The sequence below is a fragment of the Aquamicrobium aerolatum DSM 21857 genome, assembly GCF_900113935.1.
Lineage (GTDB): Bacteria > Pseudomonadota > Alphaproteobacteria > Rhizobiales > Rhizobiaceae > Aerobium > Aerobium aerolatum.
Window position 1 is genome coordinate 128,563 of record NZ_FORF01000009.1, and the last position, 17,341, is coordinate 145,903.

18 protein-coding genes, 1 other RNA gene and 1 pseudogene are annotated in these 17,341 nt (G+C 59.2%); 6 read left to right on the plus strand and 14 right to left on the minus strand.

Annotated features, from left to right (window positions below):
• Positions 1-29 precede the first annotated feature (29 nt).
• On the plus strand, positions 30-920 hold the full coding sequence (gene galU / locus BMZ42_RS09305) for a UTP--glucose-1-phosphate uridylyltransferase GalU (RefSeq protein WP_091521377.1): 891 nt from the start codon (positions 30-32) through the stop codon (positions 918-920).
• On the opposite strand, the gene BMZ42_RS09310 is transcribed toward galU, so the two are convergent.
• Positions 917-2,392, minus strand: coding sequence for an outer membrane beta-barrel protein (locus BMZ42_RS09310; protein ID WP_091521380.1), 1,476 nt, complete (start codon positions 2,390-2,392; stop codon positions 917-919). The genes galU and BMZ42_RS09310 overlap by 4 nt on opposite strands.
• A 145-nt stretch (positions 2,393-2,537) precedes the next feature.
• Here BMZ42_RS09310 and BMZ42_RS09315 point away from each other — a divergent pair, with 145 nt between their 5' ends.
• Positions 2,538-3,536 carry a KpsF/GutQ family sugar-phosphate isomerase gene (locus tag BMZ42_RS09315; protein ID WP_091521381.1) on the plus strand — a complete coding sequence of 333 codons (999 nt, stop codon included), beginning with the start codon at positions 2,538-2,540 and terminating at the stop codon, positions 3,534-3,536.
• Between the two features lie 6 nt (positions 3,537-3,542).
• On the opposite strand, the gene BMZ42_RS09320 is transcribed toward BMZ42_RS09315, so the two are convergent.
• Together BMZ42_RS09320 and BMZ42_RS09325 are read right to left on the minus strand one after the other, a co-directional pair.
• Positions 3,543-4,004 carry an NfeD family protein gene (locus tag BMZ42_RS09320; RefSeq protein WP_091521384.1) on the minus strand — a complete coding sequence of 154 codons (462 nt, stop codon included), beginning with the start codon at positions 4,002-4,004 and terminating at the stop codon, positions 3,543-3,545.
• Positions 4,005-4,033: 29 nt separating this feature from the next.
• Entirely contained in the window at positions 4,034-4,993 is a 960-nt protein-coding gene (locus tag BMZ42_RS09325) for an SPFH domain-containing protein (protein ID WP_091521387.1), read from the minus strand.
• A 150-nt stretch (positions 4,994-5,143) separates the two neighbouring features.
• Between BMZ42_RS09325 and BMZ42_RS09330 the strand changes: the two genes are divergently transcribed.
• A complete protein-coding gene (locus BMZ42_RS09330) occupies positions 5,144-5,617 on the plus strand; it encodes a CAP domain-containing protein (protein WP_091521389.1) in 474 nt (157 codons plus the stop codon).
• A gap of 169 nt (positions 5,618-5,786) precedes the next feature.
• On the opposite strand, the gene BMZ42_RS09335 is transcribed toward BMZ42_RS09330, so the two are convergent.
• Together BMZ42_RS09335 and BMZ42_RS09340 are read right to left on the minus strand one after the other, a co-directional pair.
• Positions 5,787-6,176 (minus strand): DUF6481 family protein, encoded by a 390-nt coding sequence (locus BMZ42_RS09335; RefSeq protein WP_091521392.1) that lies wholly within the window; start codon positions 6,174-6,176, stop codon positions 5,787-5,789.
• A 165-nt stretch (positions 6,177-6,341) separates the two neighbouring features.
• On the minus strand, positions 6,342-6,776 hold the full coding sequence (locus tag BMZ42_RS09340) for a Kazal-type serine protease inhibitor family protein (protein WP_091521394.1): 435 nt from the start codon (positions 6,774-6,776) through the stop codon (positions 6,342-6,344).
• Positions 6,777-6,998: 222 nt separating this feature from the next.
• Between BMZ42_RS09340 and BMZ42_RS09345 the strand changes: the two genes are divergently transcribed.
• Complete coding sequence (locus tag BMZ42_RS09345) at positions 6,999-8,063, plus strand: AI-2E family transporter (protein ID WP_244523215.1); 1,065 nt, start codon at positions 6,999-7,001, stop codon at positions 8,061-8,063.
• Positions 8,064-8,098: 35 nt separating this feature from the next.
• Here the strand turns inward: BMZ42_RS09345 and BMZ42_RS09350 are convergent, their stop codons facing one another.
• The 6 genes and pseudogenes from BMZ42_RS09350 to ffs all read right to left on the minus strand — a co-directional run bounded on the left by BMZ42_RS09350 (position 8,099) and on the right by ffs (position 13,306).
• Positions 8,099-9,334 carry a lytic murein transglycosylase gene (locus tag BMZ42_RS09350; protein ID WP_091521398.1) on the minus strand — a complete coding sequence of 412 codons (1,236 nt, stop codon included), beginning with the start codon at positions 9,332-9,334 and terminating at the stop codon, positions 8,099-8,101.
• Positions 9,335-9,360: 26 nt separating this feature from the next.
• Positions 9,361-9,966: a recombination mediator RecR gene (gene recR / locus BMZ42_RS09355; protein ID WP_091521401.1), complete on the minus strand. Its 606-nt coding sequence runs from the start codon at positions 9,964-9,966 to the stop codon at positions 9,361-9,363.
• Positions 9,967-10,256: 290 nt separating this feature from the next.
• Positions 10,257-10,811 (minus strand): annotated as a pseudogene (locus BMZ42_RS09360) (cell wall hydrolase); the annotation flags it as partial.
• Between the two features lie 84 nt (positions 10,812-10,895).
• Positions 10,896-11,219: a YbaB/EbfC family nucleoid-associated protein gene (locus tag BMZ42_RS09365; protein WP_091521404.1), complete on the minus strand. Its 324-nt coding sequence runs from the start codon at positions 11,217-11,219 to the stop codon at positions 10,896-10,898.
• Positions 11,220-11,237: 18 nt separating this feature from the next.
• Positions 11,238-13,076 (minus strand): DNA polymerase III subunit gamma/tau, encoded by a 1,839-nt coding sequence (locus BMZ42_RS09370; protein WP_091521406.1) that lies wholly within the window; start codon positions 13,074-13,076, stop codon positions 11,238-11,240.
• Between the two features lie 133 nt (positions 13,077-13,209).
• Positions 13,210-13,306, minus strand: an RNA gene (ffs, locus tag BMZ42_RS09375) — signal recognition particle sRNA small type.
• Positions 13,307-13,388: 82 nt separating this feature from the next.
• Here ffs and BMZ42_RS09380 point away from each other — a divergent pair.
• Positions 13,389-13,859 carry an HIT domain-containing protein gene (locus BMZ42_RS09380; protein WP_420492458.1) on the plus strand — a complete coding sequence of 157 codons (471 nt, stop codon included), beginning with the start codon at positions 13,389-13,391 and terminating at the stop codon, positions 13,857-13,859.
• Between the two features lie 2 nt (positions 13,860-13,861).
• Positions 13,862-14,803: an NAD(+) diphosphatase gene (gene nudC, locus BMZ42_RS09385; RefSeq protein WP_091521486.1), complete on the plus strand. Its 942-nt coding sequence runs from the start codon at positions 13,862-13,864 to the stop codon at positions 14,801-14,803.
• An 18-nt stretch (positions 14,804-14,821) separates the two neighbouring features.
• Here nudC and BMZ42_RS09390 read toward each other — a convergent pair whose 3' ends face one another.
• The 3 genes from BMZ42_RS09390 to BMZ42_RS09400 are packed head-to-tail and all read right to left on the minus strand — an operon-like array spanning position 14,822 to position 17,326.
• Positions 14,822-15,733, minus strand: a complete 912-nt coding sequence (locus BMZ42_RS09390; RefSeq protein ID WP_091521411.1) for a DMT family transporter — start codon at positions 15,731-15,733, stop codon at positions 14,822-14,824.
• Positions 15,726-16,592: a prephenate dehydratase gene (locus tag BMZ42_RS09395; protein ID WP_091521414.1), complete on the minus strand. Its 867-nt coding sequence runs from the start codon at positions 16,590-16,592 to the stop codon at positions 15,726-15,728. The genes BMZ42_RS09390 and BMZ42_RS09395 overlap by 8 nt, the downstream gene beginning before the upstream one ends.
• On the minus strand, positions 16,589-17,326 hold the full coding sequence (locus BMZ42_RS09400) for a 3-deoxy-manno-octulosonate cytidylyltransferase (protein WP_091521417.1): 738 nt from the start codon (positions 17,324-17,326) through the stop codon (positions 16,589-16,591). Before BMZ42_RS09400 ends, BMZ42_RS09395 begins: the two co-directional genes overlap by 4 nt.
• Positions 17,327-17,341: the final 15 nt, after the last annotated feature.

Genomic DNA, 17,341 nt, shown 5'->3' on the forward strand with positions numbered 1-17,341 from the left:
CGGCGTGCTGTAACGGGATTGTGATCGACATGAGAAAAGTTAGAAAAGCTGTTTTTCCGGTTGCAGGGCTTGGTACCCGCTTTCTGCCAGCGACCAAGGCTGTCCCGAAAGAGATGCTGACGGTGGTTGACCGACCGGTCATCCAATATGTCGTGGACGAGGCACGCGAGGCGGGAATCGAGCACTTTATCTTTGTCACCGGTCGCAACAAGGCGGTGATTGAGGACCACTTCGATATCCAGTTCGAACTGTATGATACGCTCGAACAACGCGGCAAGAAAAGTCAGCTCGACATGCTGCGTGCCATGCAGCCTGTACCAGGACAGACGAGCTTTACTCGTCAGCAAGAGCCGCTTGGCCTGGGCCATGCCGTGTGGTGCGCAAGGGATCTGGTGGGCAATGAGCCCTTCGCGCTGTTGCTGCCGGACATGATCATGCAGTCCGAGGAGAGCTGCCTGAAGGGTATGGTGGATCTCTACCGGCGAACGGGCAACAACGTGATAGGGGTGCAGGAGTGCGATCCCGAAGAGGCACACAAATACGGCATCGTTGCAAAGGGTGCAGAGCTGCACACTGGCTTCCAGATCACTGGAATGGTTGAAAAGCCCGCAAAAGGAACAGCACCGTCCAACCTCTACATAAACGGGCGCTATATCCTCCAGCCGGAGGTTTTCGGTCTTCTGGAAAATCAGGAGCGCGGCGCGGGCGGCGAGATACAGCTCACGGATGCGCTGCAGCGACTGGGCAAGGAGCAGACCCTGTTCGGCTACCACTATCAGGGTGACACGTTCGATTGCGGATCGCCTGAAGGTTTTGTCGAAGCAAATATCGCAATCGCACTTCAAAAGCCCGAATTGCGCAGTGTCGTGGAGAGCGTCATCGCACGCCATCTCGGCAAAGCGTCCGACGCGGAAGCTTAACGCTGTAGCGTCATTCCAAGATAGATGCTGGTCGCGTCATAGTCGCGGCCAGCAAGCGTACTGCGCTGAATTTCGTGCCGCGCTCGCCCGGTGATCCCGGCGTGACGGTTCATCCACCAGGTCAGGCTGGTTTCGCCCCGCATGACCAGATCGCGTCCACCGCCACTGTAGTCGCGCAAGTCGAGACCAACCAGTGCCCGTCCTGTCAGGTTGGCGCGGATTTCGCGGCTGACACCCAGACTTCCAGAATAAAGCAATGATCCTGATTGCCCGACGGACGTGGTCGTTTCGACGGAAGTTGACGCATTGAGGTCAACAGTGGTCCCGCGCATCGGCGACCAGCTGAGACGCGCGTTCATCGAAGGACCGGAGATGGCCGACAGTCGCTGGTCATCAGGGCGTTCGGTCAGCCAGCCCGCAGCGACTTCGCCGCGCAGCTTTTCGCCGAGATCCAGTTCGAGACCGGCCCGCAGCCCATAGCGGTTGGCAGAGCGCTCGAAACCGTTGGGATCGACTTTCTGATCATAATATCGTCGGCCAATCTCGGCTTCGACAAAAGGAGCCAGAGCGGGGGATATCTCGTAGCCGGCACGCAGAGTCGCGCTGGCGAGGGTCGAGTTGCGATGGCTTTGCGAAAGGACACTGCCTCCCGCGAGGTCCGCGCTGCCATAGAGATCGCGCGATATCGCCCCGTTGAGGCCGAAAGCAAGCTTTCCAAGGTCACGTGACAGACCCGCATTGGCGTTCCAGGTCTGGCGGAGTGGCCGCGATGTGACGTTGCCAAGATCGACCGGTGAGGAGGCTGATTCAGGGCTGGCGCGGTAGCTGGCACCGATCCGCGCCGTGTATCCGTTGGCAAGGTCGAACCGCAGATCGCCACTGACACCGCCATTGACGTCGGAGATGGATTCACCCGACAGCGATTTCCGGTAGCTGCCGTCGGCCTGCACCGATGCGCCATGGCGCGACCAGTCTGACACCGCGTTGAGTCTCAAGGTCGTCTCAGACAGCACTGCTTCACGCCCGCCGGCGCTGCCGGAAGCGTTTGAAGTCCATGTCAGGCCCTGCTCAAGAGTAGGGGTGAGCAGGAATGTGCCTAATCTCAGCCCAAGCGGAGCATACGGATTATCCTCGGCATTTCGGCTATGGGCTTCTATTGCGCTGGTGCGGGTATTGTCCCGCGACGCACGTTCATTTGCCTCCCCCGACTGCTGCTCAAAGGTTTGAGCTCGGGTGTTGAAGCTGCCTGTTTCTGCAACCTCGTCGGATACGGCTCGTCGTTGCTGTGCAAGTGCGCCAGAAGCTGCTTGCGTTGACAGGTCGTCATCAGACCGCTCTGCCGAAGCAATGCGAAGACCAGACACCTGTTGCGCGTAGCCATATGCCATTGAGCCGACAAGCATCGCGGTCGCGCAAGCCAGGATGCTTGCGTGACGGGAAAGTGCTTTCACATGGGACCGCGGTGATGACATGGTCGCTCGGCAGTGGGGCGCAGCAGCGCCGGAATGTTTACCGAACCGTAAAGGCCGATGGTTAATGGATCGTTGAGAGTGACAATTGCGCGGGCTGGTGATTTACGTGTTGGACACAACGGACCGGACGCGCTAATTCGCTCCCATGCAGAGAAAAAAAATCACTGACGCTGTCGACAATACTGCCGCGATTGCTTCTGCGCTGCGCACTGTTTCGACTGAAATGACCGGGCTGGAAGCCCTTCAGGCAGCGCTTCAGAACGGATTGTCAGAGCCGTTCGTCCAGGCGATCGAGAAAATTGGCTCTATCACTGGCCGCGTGATCGTCACTGGCGTTGGTAAAAGCGGACATATCGGCTCGAAGATCGCGGCGACCATGGCGTCGACTGGAACGCCTGCCTTCTTCGTTCATCCCGCAGAGGCGAACCATGGCGATCTTGGCATGATCGCTGCAGACGATGCCATCATCGCGCTGTCATGGTCGGGTGAGACCGCAGAGCTAAAAGGCATCGTCGCTTATGCGAGCCGTTTTGCTATTCCGCTGATCGCAATTACGTCCGGGGTGGAATCGGCGCTGGCCCGTGCTGCTGATGTCGTGATCGCCTTGCCAAAAGCGGATGAAGCCTGCCCGCATGGCCTTGCTCCAACCACCTCAACCCTGATGCAGCTGGTGGTGGGGGATGCGCTTGCCATTGCGCTTCTGGAGGCGCGTGGCTTCACGCCAGACCATTTCCGCACCTTTCACCCCGGCGGCAAGCTGGGCGCGAGCCTTGTCAGGGTCGGCGAGATCATGCACCGCGGTGAAGATATTCCGATGGTTGCATCGGGAACCGCAATGCGCGATGCCATCCTCGAGATTTCGCGCAAGAGTTTCGGCTGTGTAGCAATCGTTGCAGGCGATGGCTTGCTGGCCGGTATCATTACCGATGGCGATTTGCGACGGCATATGGACGCTGATCTGCTTTCGCGGCGTGTTGACGAGGTGATGACGCCCAAGCCGAAATGCGTTCATCCAGACGAACTTGCCGCCTCTGTCCTGCAAACGATCAATTCCTCTTCCATCACCGCAATCATGGTTGTCGAAGAGGGGCGTCCCGTCGGTATTGTCCACCTTCATGACCTGTTGCGGATCGGAGCAGCCTGAGCGGCTTCATTCTGCCGCGACAGTCAGTTCGTTCCCGCTCGCACTGGTTACCCGTACACGGGTGCCTGCGGGCAGATTTGGTCCGTTGACACGCCAGAGCGTATCGTCGATCCGGATGCGTCCGCGTCCCTCGCGGATTGGCTCTTCGAGCAATGCGGTTCTGCCGACAAGCTGATGGCTGCGCAGGTTCAGCAGCGGCTCATCGGTGCCGCCGCTGCCGTTGGCAGGAAAGTAGCGTCGCCCGGCCAGAGTTGCCGCAACTGAGAGTATGAGGAAGGTCACGATCTGTGTCTGCCACAGCCAGAAACTCGTGTCTGACAGCCAGAAAGACAGTGCTCCCGTGAGTATGGCAGCGATGCCCAGCCATAACAGGTAAACCCCCGGCGCCAGTATTTCGATAGCGAGCAGAGCGGCCCCGAACACCATCCAGCTCCAGGGACCGAGCGACGTAACCCATTCGATAATCATCACGGTTCTCCGCTACATTATCGTGTTTTTCAGGACTGGTCAGGTCCGACAACCGGTGGGCGCATCGTGGAGCGCGCGGGCCGGGCAGGGGAGGTGTTGTCGGGTGCGCCAAAAACTTCCTTGGCGATTGCGCCAATGCCGCTTAGCGACCCAATCAGCGATGATGCCTCAAGTGGCATCAGCACGGTTTTGCTGTTGCTGGCCGAGCCAATCTGCGCCAGCGCTTCAGTATATTTCTGCGCCACGAAATAATTGAGCGCCTGTACATCACCCTTGGAAATTGCTTCCGATACCATCTGCGTCGCGCGGGCTTCGGCTTCGGCGGCACGTTCGCGCGCTTCGGCGTCGCGGAATGCTGCTTCTTTTCGACCTTCGGCCTCAAGAATCTGGGCTTGCTTCCGGCCCTCTGCTTCGAGGATTTCCGCCCGCCGGTTTCGTTCGGCCATCATTTGGCGTGCCATGGAATCCACGAGGTTGGCAGGTGGGTTGATATCCTTGATCTCGACCCTGGTCATTTTGATCCCCCAGGGCTGGGCCGCGTCATCGACGATATGCATCAGGCGGTCGTTGATTGCGTCGCGGTTCGACAGAAGCTCATCCAGATCCATCGAGCCCATGACCGAACGGATATTGGTCATCGTCAGGTTGAGGATTGCGTTCTGAAGCCCAAGCACCTGATAGGCCGCCTGCGGTGCATTCAGCACCTGATAGAAGGCGACCCCGTCCACCGAAACAAGAGCGTTGTCCTTGGTGATCACTTCCTGCGTCGGGACATCGAGAACCTGTTCCATCATGTTCATCTGCGATCCAATGCGATCGATGAACGGGATGATGAGGTTCAGACCTGGAGAGAGCGTACGCGTATAGCGGCCGAAGCGTTCGACCGTGAAATTGTACCCTTGTGGCACTGTTTTGATGCCTGCAAACAACACCAGAAGAACAAGAATGGCGAGAACAGGAATGAAGATATCGAAACCGCTGAAAGGCATCAGGCGCTCCTGAATGAATCATGATCCGGGTTACCCGGTCGAAAGAGAGATTTAGGTGGCTTCGGGCGTTGTGACAATCGTGCGCTTCATGTTGCCCGTGTGTTGCCATGATCGTCTGCGATCAGACCGTACGCTAGTCACAGGAAGATAATGTTGAAAATGCGCCTGATCATGTTGATTGCAGCAGGGCTTGCCTGCGTTGTGTTGCTCGCTGCGTGTCAGACTGACAATGCGCGCTATTCCAGTCAGGGCGTATCCCAAAGTGGCCACGCATATCTTTCGGATGTGCGGGCGACTGCGTCGCTGCCTGCCCTGAAAGCGGACAAAAATCTTGAGAAGGCCGCGCGGGTGCAGGCGGAGTTCATGGTGTCCGCAGGCAAGATGAGCCACGATACCGGATGGCGGCGAGATTTTGCAACGCGCATGAGCGAGGGTGGCGTTGCTGCGCCTGCCGCCGAAAATCTCGCCCATGGCCGGATGGACACTGGCAAGGTGTTCGAGATGTGGATGAACTCCACGGGCCACCGGAACAATATGCTCAACCCCAGCTTCAATCGCTACGGGCTTGCCCATGCAACCGCATCCGACGGTCGCAGATATTGGGCGCTTGTGTTGAGCAAATAGGCACTTTGAGCGTGCGCAAAACAATTTCATTGCGCAGGCGTGAACGCACCCAGCGCGTTCACGCGAATCTGACCGTTTAGGTTACAGGATCACCTGTCCTACACTGGTGCGGCCGTGCTTGCAGTTGTCATACTCACGAGCACAGGAGCAACGGCGATGCCTGATCGGATCAGCGTTTCCCTGCGCGTGCCTTGCGAGCGGCATACCGCGCGTCGCGCTTGGCCTTGCGATCGGCTTCATCCGCCAGCAGTCGCGAAACCATGTCCTGCTCGGCATTCGCCTTGGCTTCTGCCTCGGCTTTCGCAGCCTCCTCGGCAGCAGCTTGGCGCTCGGCGCGTTCGCGTGCTTCCTGCTCGGCTTTTTCACGCTTCAGGCGATCGCGTTCAGCTTGTTTCTGGGCTTTCGCCTCAGCAGCAGCCTTGCGTTCGGCTTGCCGCGCAAGAAACTCAGGGTCGTCCAACTTGGGCAGGTTCGCTTTAGCCCGCTCCAGGAGCGCTTTGCGCGCGTCCATTGCTGACTGCCGACGTTCGGCGAAACCCTTCTCTTTGAAAATTGCCAATTTAAACCTTCTTGATCGGTCGTTCGTTCTCTGGGGGCCTTAATGATGGCTTGCTGCCCCCAATTCAAGACAAAAGTGGACCTGTCGCGCACATAAGGTGTTTGGTCCAACGTAAAAGGGGATGGCTTGACGCCATCCCCGCTCTTCATTGTCAGATAGTGCTGCTTAACGCCAGCGGCCACCACCACCGCCACCGCGACACTCGCCGTCGCGAATGATGCGATAGCCGTTGGACTCGGCTTCGCATGGATTGTTGAATGACTGGCGATCCCCCCGACGTTCAGCGCAGACAGGGCGATATTCGCGGGTGCAGGCGCGCTCCCATGGCCGTTGCTCTGCGCGGCATTCGCCCGGATGAACCACACGAAACCCTTCTGAACGCGCTACGCATGAATTGCCAAAAGTCTGCCGGTCGCCTCTGCGCTCCGCGCATACCGGCGCATACTCACGAGTGCAGATGCTGCCCTGGCCTGGAGGTGGTCCGGGAGGGGGCCGCATTCCTGGGCCCGACGGACCTTCCTCGACGACGACGCATGCCGCGAGAATCGTTCCAGCGATTGCGGTTATGGCGCCAATCTTCGCGAAATTGAATAGATTCATTGCCTCCTCCTTGGTGGTTGTGTCGACAATAATGCGTAACCTTCGCAAATGATCCCTGGCGGATCATAGCAGCTTAATTTTGCCGGCGCAGTTTGGAACTGGAATGGAGCTTCGCGCATTCTCTGTTATCGATAGCGCGCTGCGAGGGGGAATAAATTGCAAAAGAGCACGCTTGACCAAGGCGAAGGCGCTCCGTCCAATACCGAGCCTCAAAGCGTTCAGGTGACTAAGAGTAGCTACGCTACCCAGGGAATATTTTTAATACTCGCCATTTACGCGCTATTTTTCGGGCGTGATTTCTTCATGCCGGTGGTTCTGGCTTTTCTATTTGCACTGACCCTTACGCCGATGGTGCGTTTTGCATCGAAGCGCGGCATTCCAGCGCCGTTGTCGGCAACTTTGCTCGTGCTCGGATCTGCGGGTCTGATCGGGTTTGGCGGGTATCTCCTGAGCGGTCCGGTTACAAACCTGATACAGGACGCGCCACAAATCGGCTACACGTTGACTGAACGTATCCAGCGTTTGCGGGGGCCCTATGACATGCTCATGGAGCTTTCCGGGCAGATCGACAATGTCACGGACAGCGTGAACGAGAAGGGCGTCGTGAAGGTTGCGGTTCAACAGCCCGGGATACTTTCACAAGCTGCTGGAAACATGCTCAGCATCGCAACAAACGCCGCGATTGTCGTTGTGCTTTCGATGTTTCTGCTCGCGTCAGGAACGATGTTCTACGAGAAGATCGTCCAGTCCTTCACAAGGATGAGCGACAAGAAACGGGCACTGCGTATCGTTTATGATGTCGAGCGGGAGGTGTCGCGCTATTTGCTCACCGTGGCCATTATCAACGGCGCGTTGGGTCTCGTCATCGGCCTTGGCTTGTGGGTCATCGGCATGCCAACACCGCTGTTGTGGGGCGTGATGGCGGCGCTGCTGAACTTTCTGCCCTATATCGGTGCGCTCGCGACGATCATGATCGTCGCGGTAATCTCGATCATCAGCTTCGATAGTCTGGGTTATGCGCTGCTCGCACCAGCCTTCGTCGTCTTCTGCAATGTGATGGAAGGGCAGATCATCACGCCGCTGATCGTGGGCCGTCGACTTGAGCTCAATGCGGTCGCAATCTTCATTGCCGTCGCGTTCTGGTCATGGCTGTGGGGCTTTATCGGGGCGCTGATCGCCGTGCCGCTGCTGGTGATCGTCAAGGTTTTCTGTGATCACTTCGACGGTTGGCAATCGTTCGGCAACTTCCTGGCTGCACAGCAAACCATCGACAATCACGACGAATAAATCTGAGCAGGGCAGCTTCTCGAAGCGGTGGCTGCTTATTTCAGGGCGTTGATGATGCGGGTGTCAGGAAAACAGGTGGGTTTGCGGCCATCCTTGGCCTGCCACTCTCCAATCGAGCGACGGGTACGAAAACCGGGAAGCCCGTCGGCCCCACCGACGTCGTAACCCTGCTTTTCCAGCGAGCGCTGCATGGCGGCGATGTCGGCGCGCAACATGCGTTCGGTGGGGGACCATGATGCGGCAAAAGCGCGATCGCCATAGGTGATGCGGTCGGCAGAGTGACCGACGAATAGCGCGTAGAGGTCGCTTTCGTTGTAGGCTTTCAGCACGTAAAAATTCGGAGTCACGATGAAGGCAGGACCGGATCGGCCCGCCGGCATCAAAAGAAATCCGTCCTGTCGTGCCTCGTGGTCGGGAAACGGTCGTCCGTTGGTGCGTTTGACGCCCATCTTTGCCCAATCGGCGATCCGCATGCCGTGATCTGGCCCTTCCAGCGCGCAGGAAATGCTGTCAGGCACGGCGACCTCGAAACCCCAGTCGCGCCCTTTCACCCAACCATGGTTGGCAAGGTAATTGGCGATGGAAGCCAGAGTGTCGACCTGCGATGTCCAGATATCCGCTCGCCCGTCGCCGTCGGCGTCATAAGCGTGCTGCAGATAGGACGTCGGCAGGAATTGTGGCTGTCCAAGCGCGCCGGCCCACGAAGATTTCATCTCGGCGACGGTCACATGGCCGCGCTGGACCATCTCGAGCGCGGCAAGGACTTCCTTGCGGAACATCTCCTTGCGCCGCGCCATGAACGCCTTGGTGCTGAGCACTGCAAAGGCGTTATGCGGGATGTTGGCGCGACCGAAGCCGGATTCCCGCCCCCAGACCGCGAGCAGAATGCCGCCCGGCACGCCGAAGCGCTGTTCGATCGAAGCGAGTGCCGATTTCAGCTGGCCTGCGCGGTTGCGGCCGCCTGCGGTCACCCCGCTTACGATCTTTTCGGCGAAGTAATTTGCCGGTGCACCAAACTCGGCCTGATGCTGAATGCGTGGCGGCTTGGCTGTTTCGCCCGGCATGACCAGATCTGGAAGGTCGAGCATCGGCTTTACTTTGCCGAGCGCTGCATTGAACGTCGCTTCAGAAATTCCACGGGCTCTGGCATCCGGCCACAAATCGTTTTGCAGCCAGCTCTGAAATTGTTGCGAGACGTTTTGCGCTGCCGCTGGAAGAGAAACCAATGCGGCGGAAAGACTGATGCAGAGAGCGTGGGCAAGATGTCTCATGGCGTCCTCTCTTCAATGAGCTGGCGTCAGAAGGCCGTTCGCGAGCGCAAGGCGGCTGCCAGGGTTCCGTCGTCGAGATAGTCAAGCTCGCCGCCCACAGGCACTCCATGCGCAAGGCGCGTGATCTTGACGCCCATGCCATCGAGCTGGTCGGTTATGTAGTGGGCTGTCGTCTGCCCCTCGACTGTGGCGTTCACTGCAAGGATGATTTCCACCACGCTGCCTTCAGCCACGCGGGAGACAAGTGACGCAATGTTCAGGTCTTCGGGGCGGATACCGTCCAGCGGCGACAACGTGCCGCCAAGAACATGGTAGCGCGTGTTGAGCGCGGTTGCGCGCTCCAGCGCCCACAGGTCGGACACGTCTTCGACGACGATGATCGTCGTCTCATCGCGCCGCGGGTCCGTGCAGACCATGCAGGGATCGCTGGTGTCCACGTTGCCGCAGGTGGAACAAACGCGCACCTTGTCGACAGCTTCGCCCATCGCAAGAGCGAGCGGGGCAAGCAACTGTTCCTTCTTCTTGATGAGGTGAAGGGCAGCCCGGCGCGCGGAGCGCGGCCCAAGCCCAGGCACCTTTGCCAGAAGCTGGATCAGGCGTTCGATTTCAGGACCGGCGATTCGTTTCGACATGTCGCCGGTTTATCCGGGAAAATGGCTGTTGGGTAGCGTCAGCATGCCCGGCCACTGCCAATCCTGACGGTTCCGGGTTCACTTGCGGATTACTTCGTCGGGCGATCCTGTTGTGCCAGCAGCGCACCGATAGCGTCAGCCGCTTGAGGCTGGACATCATAGGCGAGCACCGGATCGGGTACGGAGGGTGCTTCAGCGATTGCGTCGGGTGCCGAGCTTGGCACGTGCGCCGCCAGCTGAGTTTGAGCTCTCGGCTTTTTGCCATCGTCACGCAAGGCTGCGAGCTGCCTGCGATCAAGTTTTTCGTAGAAGGAGTTTCCGCCGGCCGTCAGCACGTAGTGCATATTGTTGTAGGGAAATCTCAGGCCTGCCTGATGGAAGTGCTTGGCGCGCTTCACTGCAGGATGGCGCTCTCCCTTCAGCACGGAATCGGCAGCGGCCATCACATCCGGAAGCGCCTTGGAGTCCATCTTCCTCGTCAGGACGCCCGGTGCAAACTGGTTTTTCTGACCAACGACACCGCAAATGCTGTCAGGATATTTTTTCGACTCGAGCCGGTTCATCACCACGGTACCGACGGCGACAAGCCCATCGCGGCTGGACCGAACAGATTCGAAGAACATCGCGCGCGCAAGACATTCGCGCTCTTTCATCGAGCCGGAATAGGCCACGGCAGTAGTTCTGGTGGAGGTGATCGATGATGTGGCGATTTCGTCAAGGACACCAGTGCCCTGGGTGCATCCTGCGAGGACACAGGTGAGCACGACCGCGCTCAGCGGCAGGCGCCGCACGTTACAAAAATTCTGGTACACGCTACTAAACCCTCTCCGAATGGTCCCCGCCACGTCGGATGAGGTCTAGAAAAGGGAATTTTGGGGCGAAAACATGGCCGCGCCGCAGAGACGGCACGGCCATGGCAAATTGAGTGCCTAGAACGGAAGCTTGAAACCGGGCGGGATTGGCAGGCCGGCGGTCAGTTCCTTGGTCTTTTCCTGCACTGCGGTTTCGATCTTGCTCTTCGCATCGTTGTGGGCGGCAAGGATCAGATCTTCCAAAACTTCGACGTCGTCTTCCTTGAAAAGCGAAGGGTCGATTTTCAAGGAACGCATTTCTGATTTGCCGGAAAGGGTCACCTGAACGAGGCCGCCTGCGGACTGGCCGGTGGCCTCGGTCGCGGTGATCTCTTCCTGCAGGGTCTGCATCTTGCCCTGCATTTCCTTCACTTTCCCCATCATGCCGAGGATGTCTTTCATGGTCGTCTCCGAAAGATGTCAGATGTCGTCGTCGTCATCACCGATACCAGGATCGGCAAGCATATCTGTGAGCTCGTCGGCGTCTTCGACCGCAACGGCGTCAGGGATGCGGATGTCGATGATCTTCGAGCCTGGAAAACGCGCCAGGATCGCAGCGACTGCCGGATCGGCTCGCGCGTCCATCATCGCGTTCTCGCGCTTGACCGCCTCGACCTCCGCGATGGTCGAGCCGCCTTCCTCACGCGAGACCGAAATGACCCAGCGCCGTCCGGTCCAGGTCTGCATGCGGGTGTTGAGTTCCGGAAGCAACGTCTTGGGGGCGTCGCTGGTCAGCGCCACCTCCAGCTTGCCGTCCTCGATGCGAACGGGCCGGACATACTGTTTCAGCATCACCTTCATCGCCATGTCGCGATGAGAATCTGCCAACGCCACAATATCGGCAATTGTGCGCACCGAAACTGTCGGTTGTGGCTCCGCCTCCGGCACGGCAGGCTCTGCCATCACTGCGGCCGGCTCGAATTGTGGTGCTGCCTGCGAGGCCACAAGCCGCATGGTCTGCCCGCCACCGCCGCCAGATGGCATGTAGCTGGAGCCCACCGCGCTTGCTGCAGGACCACCTGACGGACCGGCAGGACCGCCGCCATTGGGGCGCGGCGCTCCGCCGCCCGTTGGGACAGGGGCACCGTCGAGCATCTTCAGTGCTTCGTCGAGCGTCGGCAAAGACGCCGCATGCGCAAGGCGGATCAGCACCATCTCGCCGGCATTGATCGGGCGATTGGCCGTTTGGGTCTCGGAAATCCCCTTCAGAAGCATCTGCCAGGTCCGCGACAGGACCCGCACCGACAATGTCTGCGAAAATTCGAGGCCGCGAGTCCGTTCGTCCTGCGACAGCGATGGGTCGTCGGCCGCAGAGGGCACGAACCGCATACGAGTCACGAGGTGGTTGAAATCGGCCAGTTCAGTCAGCACCGTGGCCGGGTCTGCCCCGGCATCGTATTGCGCACGATACTCCCCGAGCGCCGCGGCGACATCGCCTTTCATGAGCATCGCAAAAAGGTCGATGATGCGGGCACGGTCGGCAAGGCCGAGCATGTCTCGTACGGTTTCCGCAGTGACCTGTCCCGACGAATGCGCGATGGCCTGATCGAAGATCGACTGTGCGTCACGCATCGAGCCTTCAGCGGTGCGTGCGATCATCGCAAGCGCGTCGTCTTCGGCCTGCACCCCTTCGAGCTCGCCGATGTGAGCAAGGTGCTGCTTGATCAGCGCGGCGTCGATACGGCGCAGGTCGAAACGCTGGCAACGCGACAGGATGGTGATCGGAACCTTGCGAATTTCCGTGGTCGCAAAGATGAATTTTACATGCGGCGGCGGTTCCTCAAGCGTTTTCAGCAGGCCGTTGAAGGCCTGGTTCGACAGCATGTGAACTTCGTCGATGATGTAGACTTTGTAGCGGGCTGAGACCGGAGCGTAGCGAACCTGTTCAATGATCTCACGAATGTCATCGATGCCGGTATGCGACGCGGCGTCCATCTCGATCACATCGACATGGCGACCTTCCATGATCGCTTCACAATGAACGCCCGGTATCGCCAGATCGACGGAAGGCTGGTCGGTCGTGTCGCTCTTGTAGTTGAGCGCGCGCGCCAGAATGCGTGCGGTCGTGGTCTTTCCGACGCCTCGTACGCCGGTCAGCATCCATGCTTGTGCAATGCGACCCGTCGAAAAAGCGTTGGTGAGCGTACGGACCATTGGCTCCTGGCCAATCAGTCCCGAAAAATCGCGTGGGCGGTATTTGCGAGCCAGCACACGGTAGGCGGCGGGTCTGCCCGTGTCGTCTTTTGCGCTGGTGTCCATTCGCTTGAACCGGCTCCCTGCTTCGGCACTCTTGTCTGGCTCGAGCGTCGAGTTTCGCTTGCGCGAGCCGGTGGCGTCAAATGCCCATTTGTGGTTCGCCCTGAGGCGTCCGGTGCATGCCGGTAAAAAAAGGGTGGGAGGCTGGCACGATGACCCGTGCCGGGCTCGTTAGGGCTGCTTCCTTCCGGACCTGACCCGGTTGGCGAGTGGCTCGTCCACCACCAACCTCCCGCGTTCCATATCGGCAATTCGCGTTTCGATTGCAAGAGAGGATATCGGTGTTGTGTCACGATTTGCTTGCAGCCTTCCGCGATGCGCTCTAGCGTTTCGCCAACAACCAGAGAAAGTTACGCCATGCCTACCAGTCAGCTCGGATTTGAACTCGATTCACGTCTGGAGCGTGACTCCGTCCCGCTGATGTGGCTGGGCCTATGCGAAATGCGTCTGATGAATGATCGGCGCTGGCCCTGGCTGGTGCTGGTGCCGCAGCGCGTCGGTGCGGTGGAAATCCACGACCTGACGCCGCTTGATCAGACGATGCTGACCTTCGAAACGAACACGGTTTCAAAGGCCCTGAAAGAGCTGACGCAGTGCCAGAAGATCAATATCGGCGCGCTCGGCAATGTCGTGTCGCAGCTGCATGTGCACATCGTGGCTCGTCATGACAGAGATGCCGCTTGGCCGGGGCCGGTTTGGGGACATGGACATAGGGAGCCGTACGAACCTGCTTCCATCCACAAATTCATCGATTCGGTCAGATCGAAACTCGCTCACCAGGATTGATGATGACATTTCCGCTGTACGTCGCGCCCGAGCGCGAACCGAGCCAATTCGTCGGCTTTGCCGGCAATCGAATCGATCGACAATCTGAAAACCGCACCGACGACTCCTTGCAGGTCGCGCTTGAAGATCCTCGGGTGCGGTTCATCCAAAGTCGCGGTGGGCGGATTTATCTCAAGCTCGATGGGGAGGGTGGCTTCGACGCCTATTTCTCACGTGCGGAAGTGACAGCGATGCGCGCGAGGCTGGAGCGCGCGGTGCTGCTGGGAATGTCCGATTTGGGGCCGGTGGTGATCGTGCCTGGCGCGATGGACCCGGAAGAACTTCCTGCAGACATCAAGGCGATCGAGCATCGCTCCGTCTACGTTCAGGGACTGGTCAGTGCGGAAACGCTTGGCGAACTTGCGCAGGGAGCAGCGCTCCTGTCATGGAACCATAACCACCGTTTTTGCGGCCGCTGCGGGTCAGAGACGAGGATGCGCATTGGCGGGTACAAGCGCTCCTGTGATGCGTGTGGTGCCGAGCATTTTCCGCGCACCGACCCCGTTGCCATCATGCTCGCCGTAAAGGGCGATGCGTGTCTGCTTGGAAGGAGCCCGCATTTTGGGCCGGGCATGTATTCCTCGCTCGCCGGCTTTATCGAGCCCGGCGAAACAATCGAGGCTGCGGTGCGGCGCGAGGTGCTGGAAGAATCCGGCATCAGGCTGGGTCGCGTCTCCTATCACGCCAGTCAGCCGTGGCCGTTTCCCTATTCGCTGATGATCGGCTGCTTTGGCGAAGCGTTGAATGAGGACATTGCATTCGACGCAAGAGAGCTCGAAGACTGCCGCTGGTTTACCCGCGACGAGGTGAGGCTGATGCTCGCGGGGCGCCACCCTGACGGTCTCAATGTTCCACCTCCCGGAGCCATCGCCGCACATCTCATCCGTTTCTGGGCAGAGCACTGAAAAGGGACGGGGCGAGCGCTATTCTCGCTCCTCCTTCATCGGCTTCTTCGGCTGCAATTCGCTTGCGATCACGCCTGCAACGATCAGTGCCGCGCCGACAAGCGCCAGCGCAGGAAGTCGATCCCCGGCGAGGCGGCCGAACACACCGCCCCATACGGGCTCGCCTGCATAAATGACCGTTGCACGGGTCGGCGACACGACCTTCTGAGCCCAGTTCATTGTCAGCTGGATCACGGCGCTGGCGAGGCCCAAGCCGAGCGCGGCGATCAACCAGACCCAAGAAAATTCCGGTACGCTCTCGCCGATCAGCGGCATGGCCAGCAGCGAGAACACGCCGCAGCTCAGCAATTGCACGATTGTGATCCGCCTGCTGTCGACCTCGTTTGCAAATCGCCCGATCAGGATGATCTCGCCGGCAATGGCGACCGCACTGATGACCGTGGCAATCTCACCAGGGCTCATCGACAGGCTTCCTGCTTCCGGACCTGCGAGCAGAATCAGGCCGGTAAATGCGAGCCCGACCCCGACCCAACTCATCAATCTTGGAGGTCGGCCAAGAACCGCCCATTGCAAGAGCGGGACAATCGGCACGTAAAGGGCCGTGATGAAGGCCGACTGGCTGCTCGTGATCGTCTGCAGTCCGTGGGTTTGAAGCCCATAGCCCAAGCACAGCATGAGGCCGATCGCGGTTCCGCCCCATAATTCCTTTGCGGTGAGCCCTCGCATCGCCCGATGGAAAAACAGCAGCGTCATCAGTCCGGCGGCAATGAAGCGGATGCCGACGAAGAACGCCGGCCCGCTATGTTTCATCGCCAGATGCACGATCAGGAAAGTCGATCCCCAGAAGACCGTGATGACGATCAACGCCACCTCGTGGCGGCTGAAGGAGGGAAGCGACAGGCGCCGGCGTTGTGCGCTTGGTTCAGCCATGCGCCCGCTGTGAAACACGGAAATCGGCTGCTTCGTAGACGCCGAGAATCCGGACTTCCTTGGAGAAAAACTCCAGCTCTTTCAGCGCCTGTGCGACGTTCTTGTCCTCAGGATGGCCTTCGATGTCGGCGTAGAATTGCGACGCAAAGAAGGTTCCTCCAAGCTGATAGCTTTCCAGCTTGGTCATGTTGACGCCGTTGGTCGCAAAGCCGCCCATGCCCTTGTAGAGTGCGGCAGGGATATTGTGCACGCGGAACACGAAGGTCGTCATCATCAACTGGTCGGCGCTTTGGCGCTGGGCCCAGTTCTCTTCCTTCGACAGAACGACAAAGCGTGTGACGTTGTTTTCTGAGTCCTCAACGTTCTCTTCGAGAATTTCGAGACCATAGAGCGAAGCCGCAAGACGCGGCGCAAGCGCAGCCTGCGTGCGATCGCCTTCCTCGGCAACGACGCGCGCAGCACCTGCCGTGTCACCGGCGACGACCGGCTTCCAATGATTGTTGCGAATCACTTTTCGACATTGCCCGAGCGCATGAATGTGGCTGTGCACCGACTTGATCTCTTCTTTCTTCACGCCCGGCAGCACCATGAGCTGGAAGTGAATAGGGAGAAAATACTCGGCCACGATGTGGAGCTTTGATTCCGGCAGCAGATAGTGAATGTCAGCCACGCGCCCTGCGAGCGTGTTCTCGATCGGAATCATTGCCAGGTCTGCCTGCCCGGATTCGACCGCATTGAATGCGTCTTCGAACGATGGGCAGGGCAGCGGCTCCATGGTCGGGAACATGTCGCGCGCAGCGCTGTCCGAATTTGCTCCCGGTTCGCCCTGAAACGCGATCCTGTTCGTCTTTTTTGTCATGGGGTCTGGCTTTCAATGATGGCGCGTGCGCGCTCAAGGTCTTCCGGTGTGTCAACGCCGAGTGGAACGGTGTCGACGATCTCAACGTCGATGCGCATGCCACTTTCAAGCGCGCGTAATTGCTCAAGCTTTTCGCGCTGCTCAAGGACGGATGGCGCGAGTTTGACGAACCGCTCGAGCGCCGAGCGCCGATAGGCGTAGATTCCGACATGATGGTAGAGTGGCCCATCGCCCCACGGAGCAGTGGCGCGGGTAAAATAAAGTGCGCGCAAACGCTGCGGCGAAACGGGCGATCCGACGATCTTGACCACATTGGGATTGGTCTTTTCGTCTTCGCGCGAGATTTCGACGCCAAGCGTGGCAATATCTACGTTCGGGTCAGACAATGGCCTAAGCGCTGCCGCGATCAATGCAGGATCAAGTGTCGGCAAGTCGCCCTGAACATTGACGACGAATTCGACCTTGCAGTCAGGGTCGAGCAATTGCAGGGCTTCGAAAATGCGGTCTGACCCGGACTGGTGATGCTCTCCCGTCATCGCCGCTTCATAGCCAAGCTTCTGAACGGCCGACTCAATTTCCGGCGAATCAGTCGCAACGACAACTCGTCCGTGGCTCGCCGCCGCAGCACGTTCGGCGACGTGAACGATCATCGGCTTGCCGGCGATGTCAGCCAGTGGCTTTCGCGGCAGGCGGGTAGATGCCATGCGTGCGGGTATCAGGATCAGAATTGTCATGGATCGGGGTGCTCA

Coding starts and splice junctions, on each gene's coding strand:
- BMZ42_RS09310 (WP_091521380.1), bottom strand. CDS start 2,392: ATGTCATCACCGCGGTCCCATGTGAAAGCACTTTCCCGTCACGCAAGC.
- BMZ42_RS09365 (WP_091521404.1), bottom strand. CDS start 11,219: ATGAAAGACATCCTCGGCATGATGGGGAAAGTGAAGGAAATGCAGGGC.
- BMZ42_RS09340 (WP_091521394.1), bottom strand. CDS start 6,776: ATGAATCTATTCAATTTCGCGAAGATTGGCGCCATAACCGCAATCGCT.
- BMZ42_RS09370 (WP_091521406.1), bottom strand. CDS start 13,076: ATGGACACCAGCGCAAAAGACGACACGGGCAGACCCGCCGCCTACCGT.
- BMZ42_RS09395 (WP_091521414.1), bottom strand. CDS start 16,592: ATGACAAAAAAGACGAACAGGATCGCGTTTCAGGGCGAACCGGGAGCA.
- recR (WP_091521401.1), bottom strand. CDS start 9,966: ATGTCGAAACGAATCGCCGGTCCTGAAATCGAACGCCTGATCCAGCTT.
- BMZ42_RS09330 (WP_091521389.1), top strand. CDS start 5,144: ATGTTGAAAATGCGCCTGATCATGTTGATTGCAGCAGGGCTTGCCTGC.
- BMZ42_RS09400 (WP_091521417.1), bottom strand. CDS start 17,326: ATGACAATTCTGATCCTGATACCCGCACGCATGGCATCTACCCGCCTG.
- BMZ42_RS09325 (WP_091521387.1), bottom strand. CDS start 4,993: ATGCCTTTCAGCGGTTTCGATATCTTCATTCCTGTTCTCGCCATTCTT.
- galU (WP_091521377.1), top strand. CDS start 30: ATGAGAAAAGTTAGAAAAGCTGTTTTTCCGGTTGCAGGGCTTGGTACC.
- BMZ42_RS09350 (WP_091521398.1), bottom strand. CDS start 9,334: ATGAGACATCTTGCCCACGCTCTCTGCATCAGTCTTTCCGCCGCATTG.
- nudC (WP_091521486.1), top strand. CDS start 13,862: ATGACATTTCCGCTGTACGTCGCGCCCGAGCGCGAACCGAGCCAATTC.
- BMZ42_RS09390 (WP_091521411.1), bottom strand. CDS start 15,733: ATGGCTGAACCAAGCGCACAACGCCGGCGCCTGTCGCTTCCCTCCTTC.
- BMZ42_RS09315 (WP_091521381.1), top strand. CDS start 2,538: ATGCAGAGAAAAAAAATCACTGACGCTGTCGACAATACTGCCGCGATT.
- BMZ42_RS09320 (WP_091521384.1), bottom strand. CDS start 4,004: ATGATTATCGAATGGGTTACGTCGCTCGGTCCCTGGAGCTGGATGGTG.
- BMZ42_RS09380 (WP_420492458.1), top strand. CDS start 13,389: ATGCGCTCTAGCGTTTCGCCAACAACCAGAGAAAGTTACGCCATGCCT.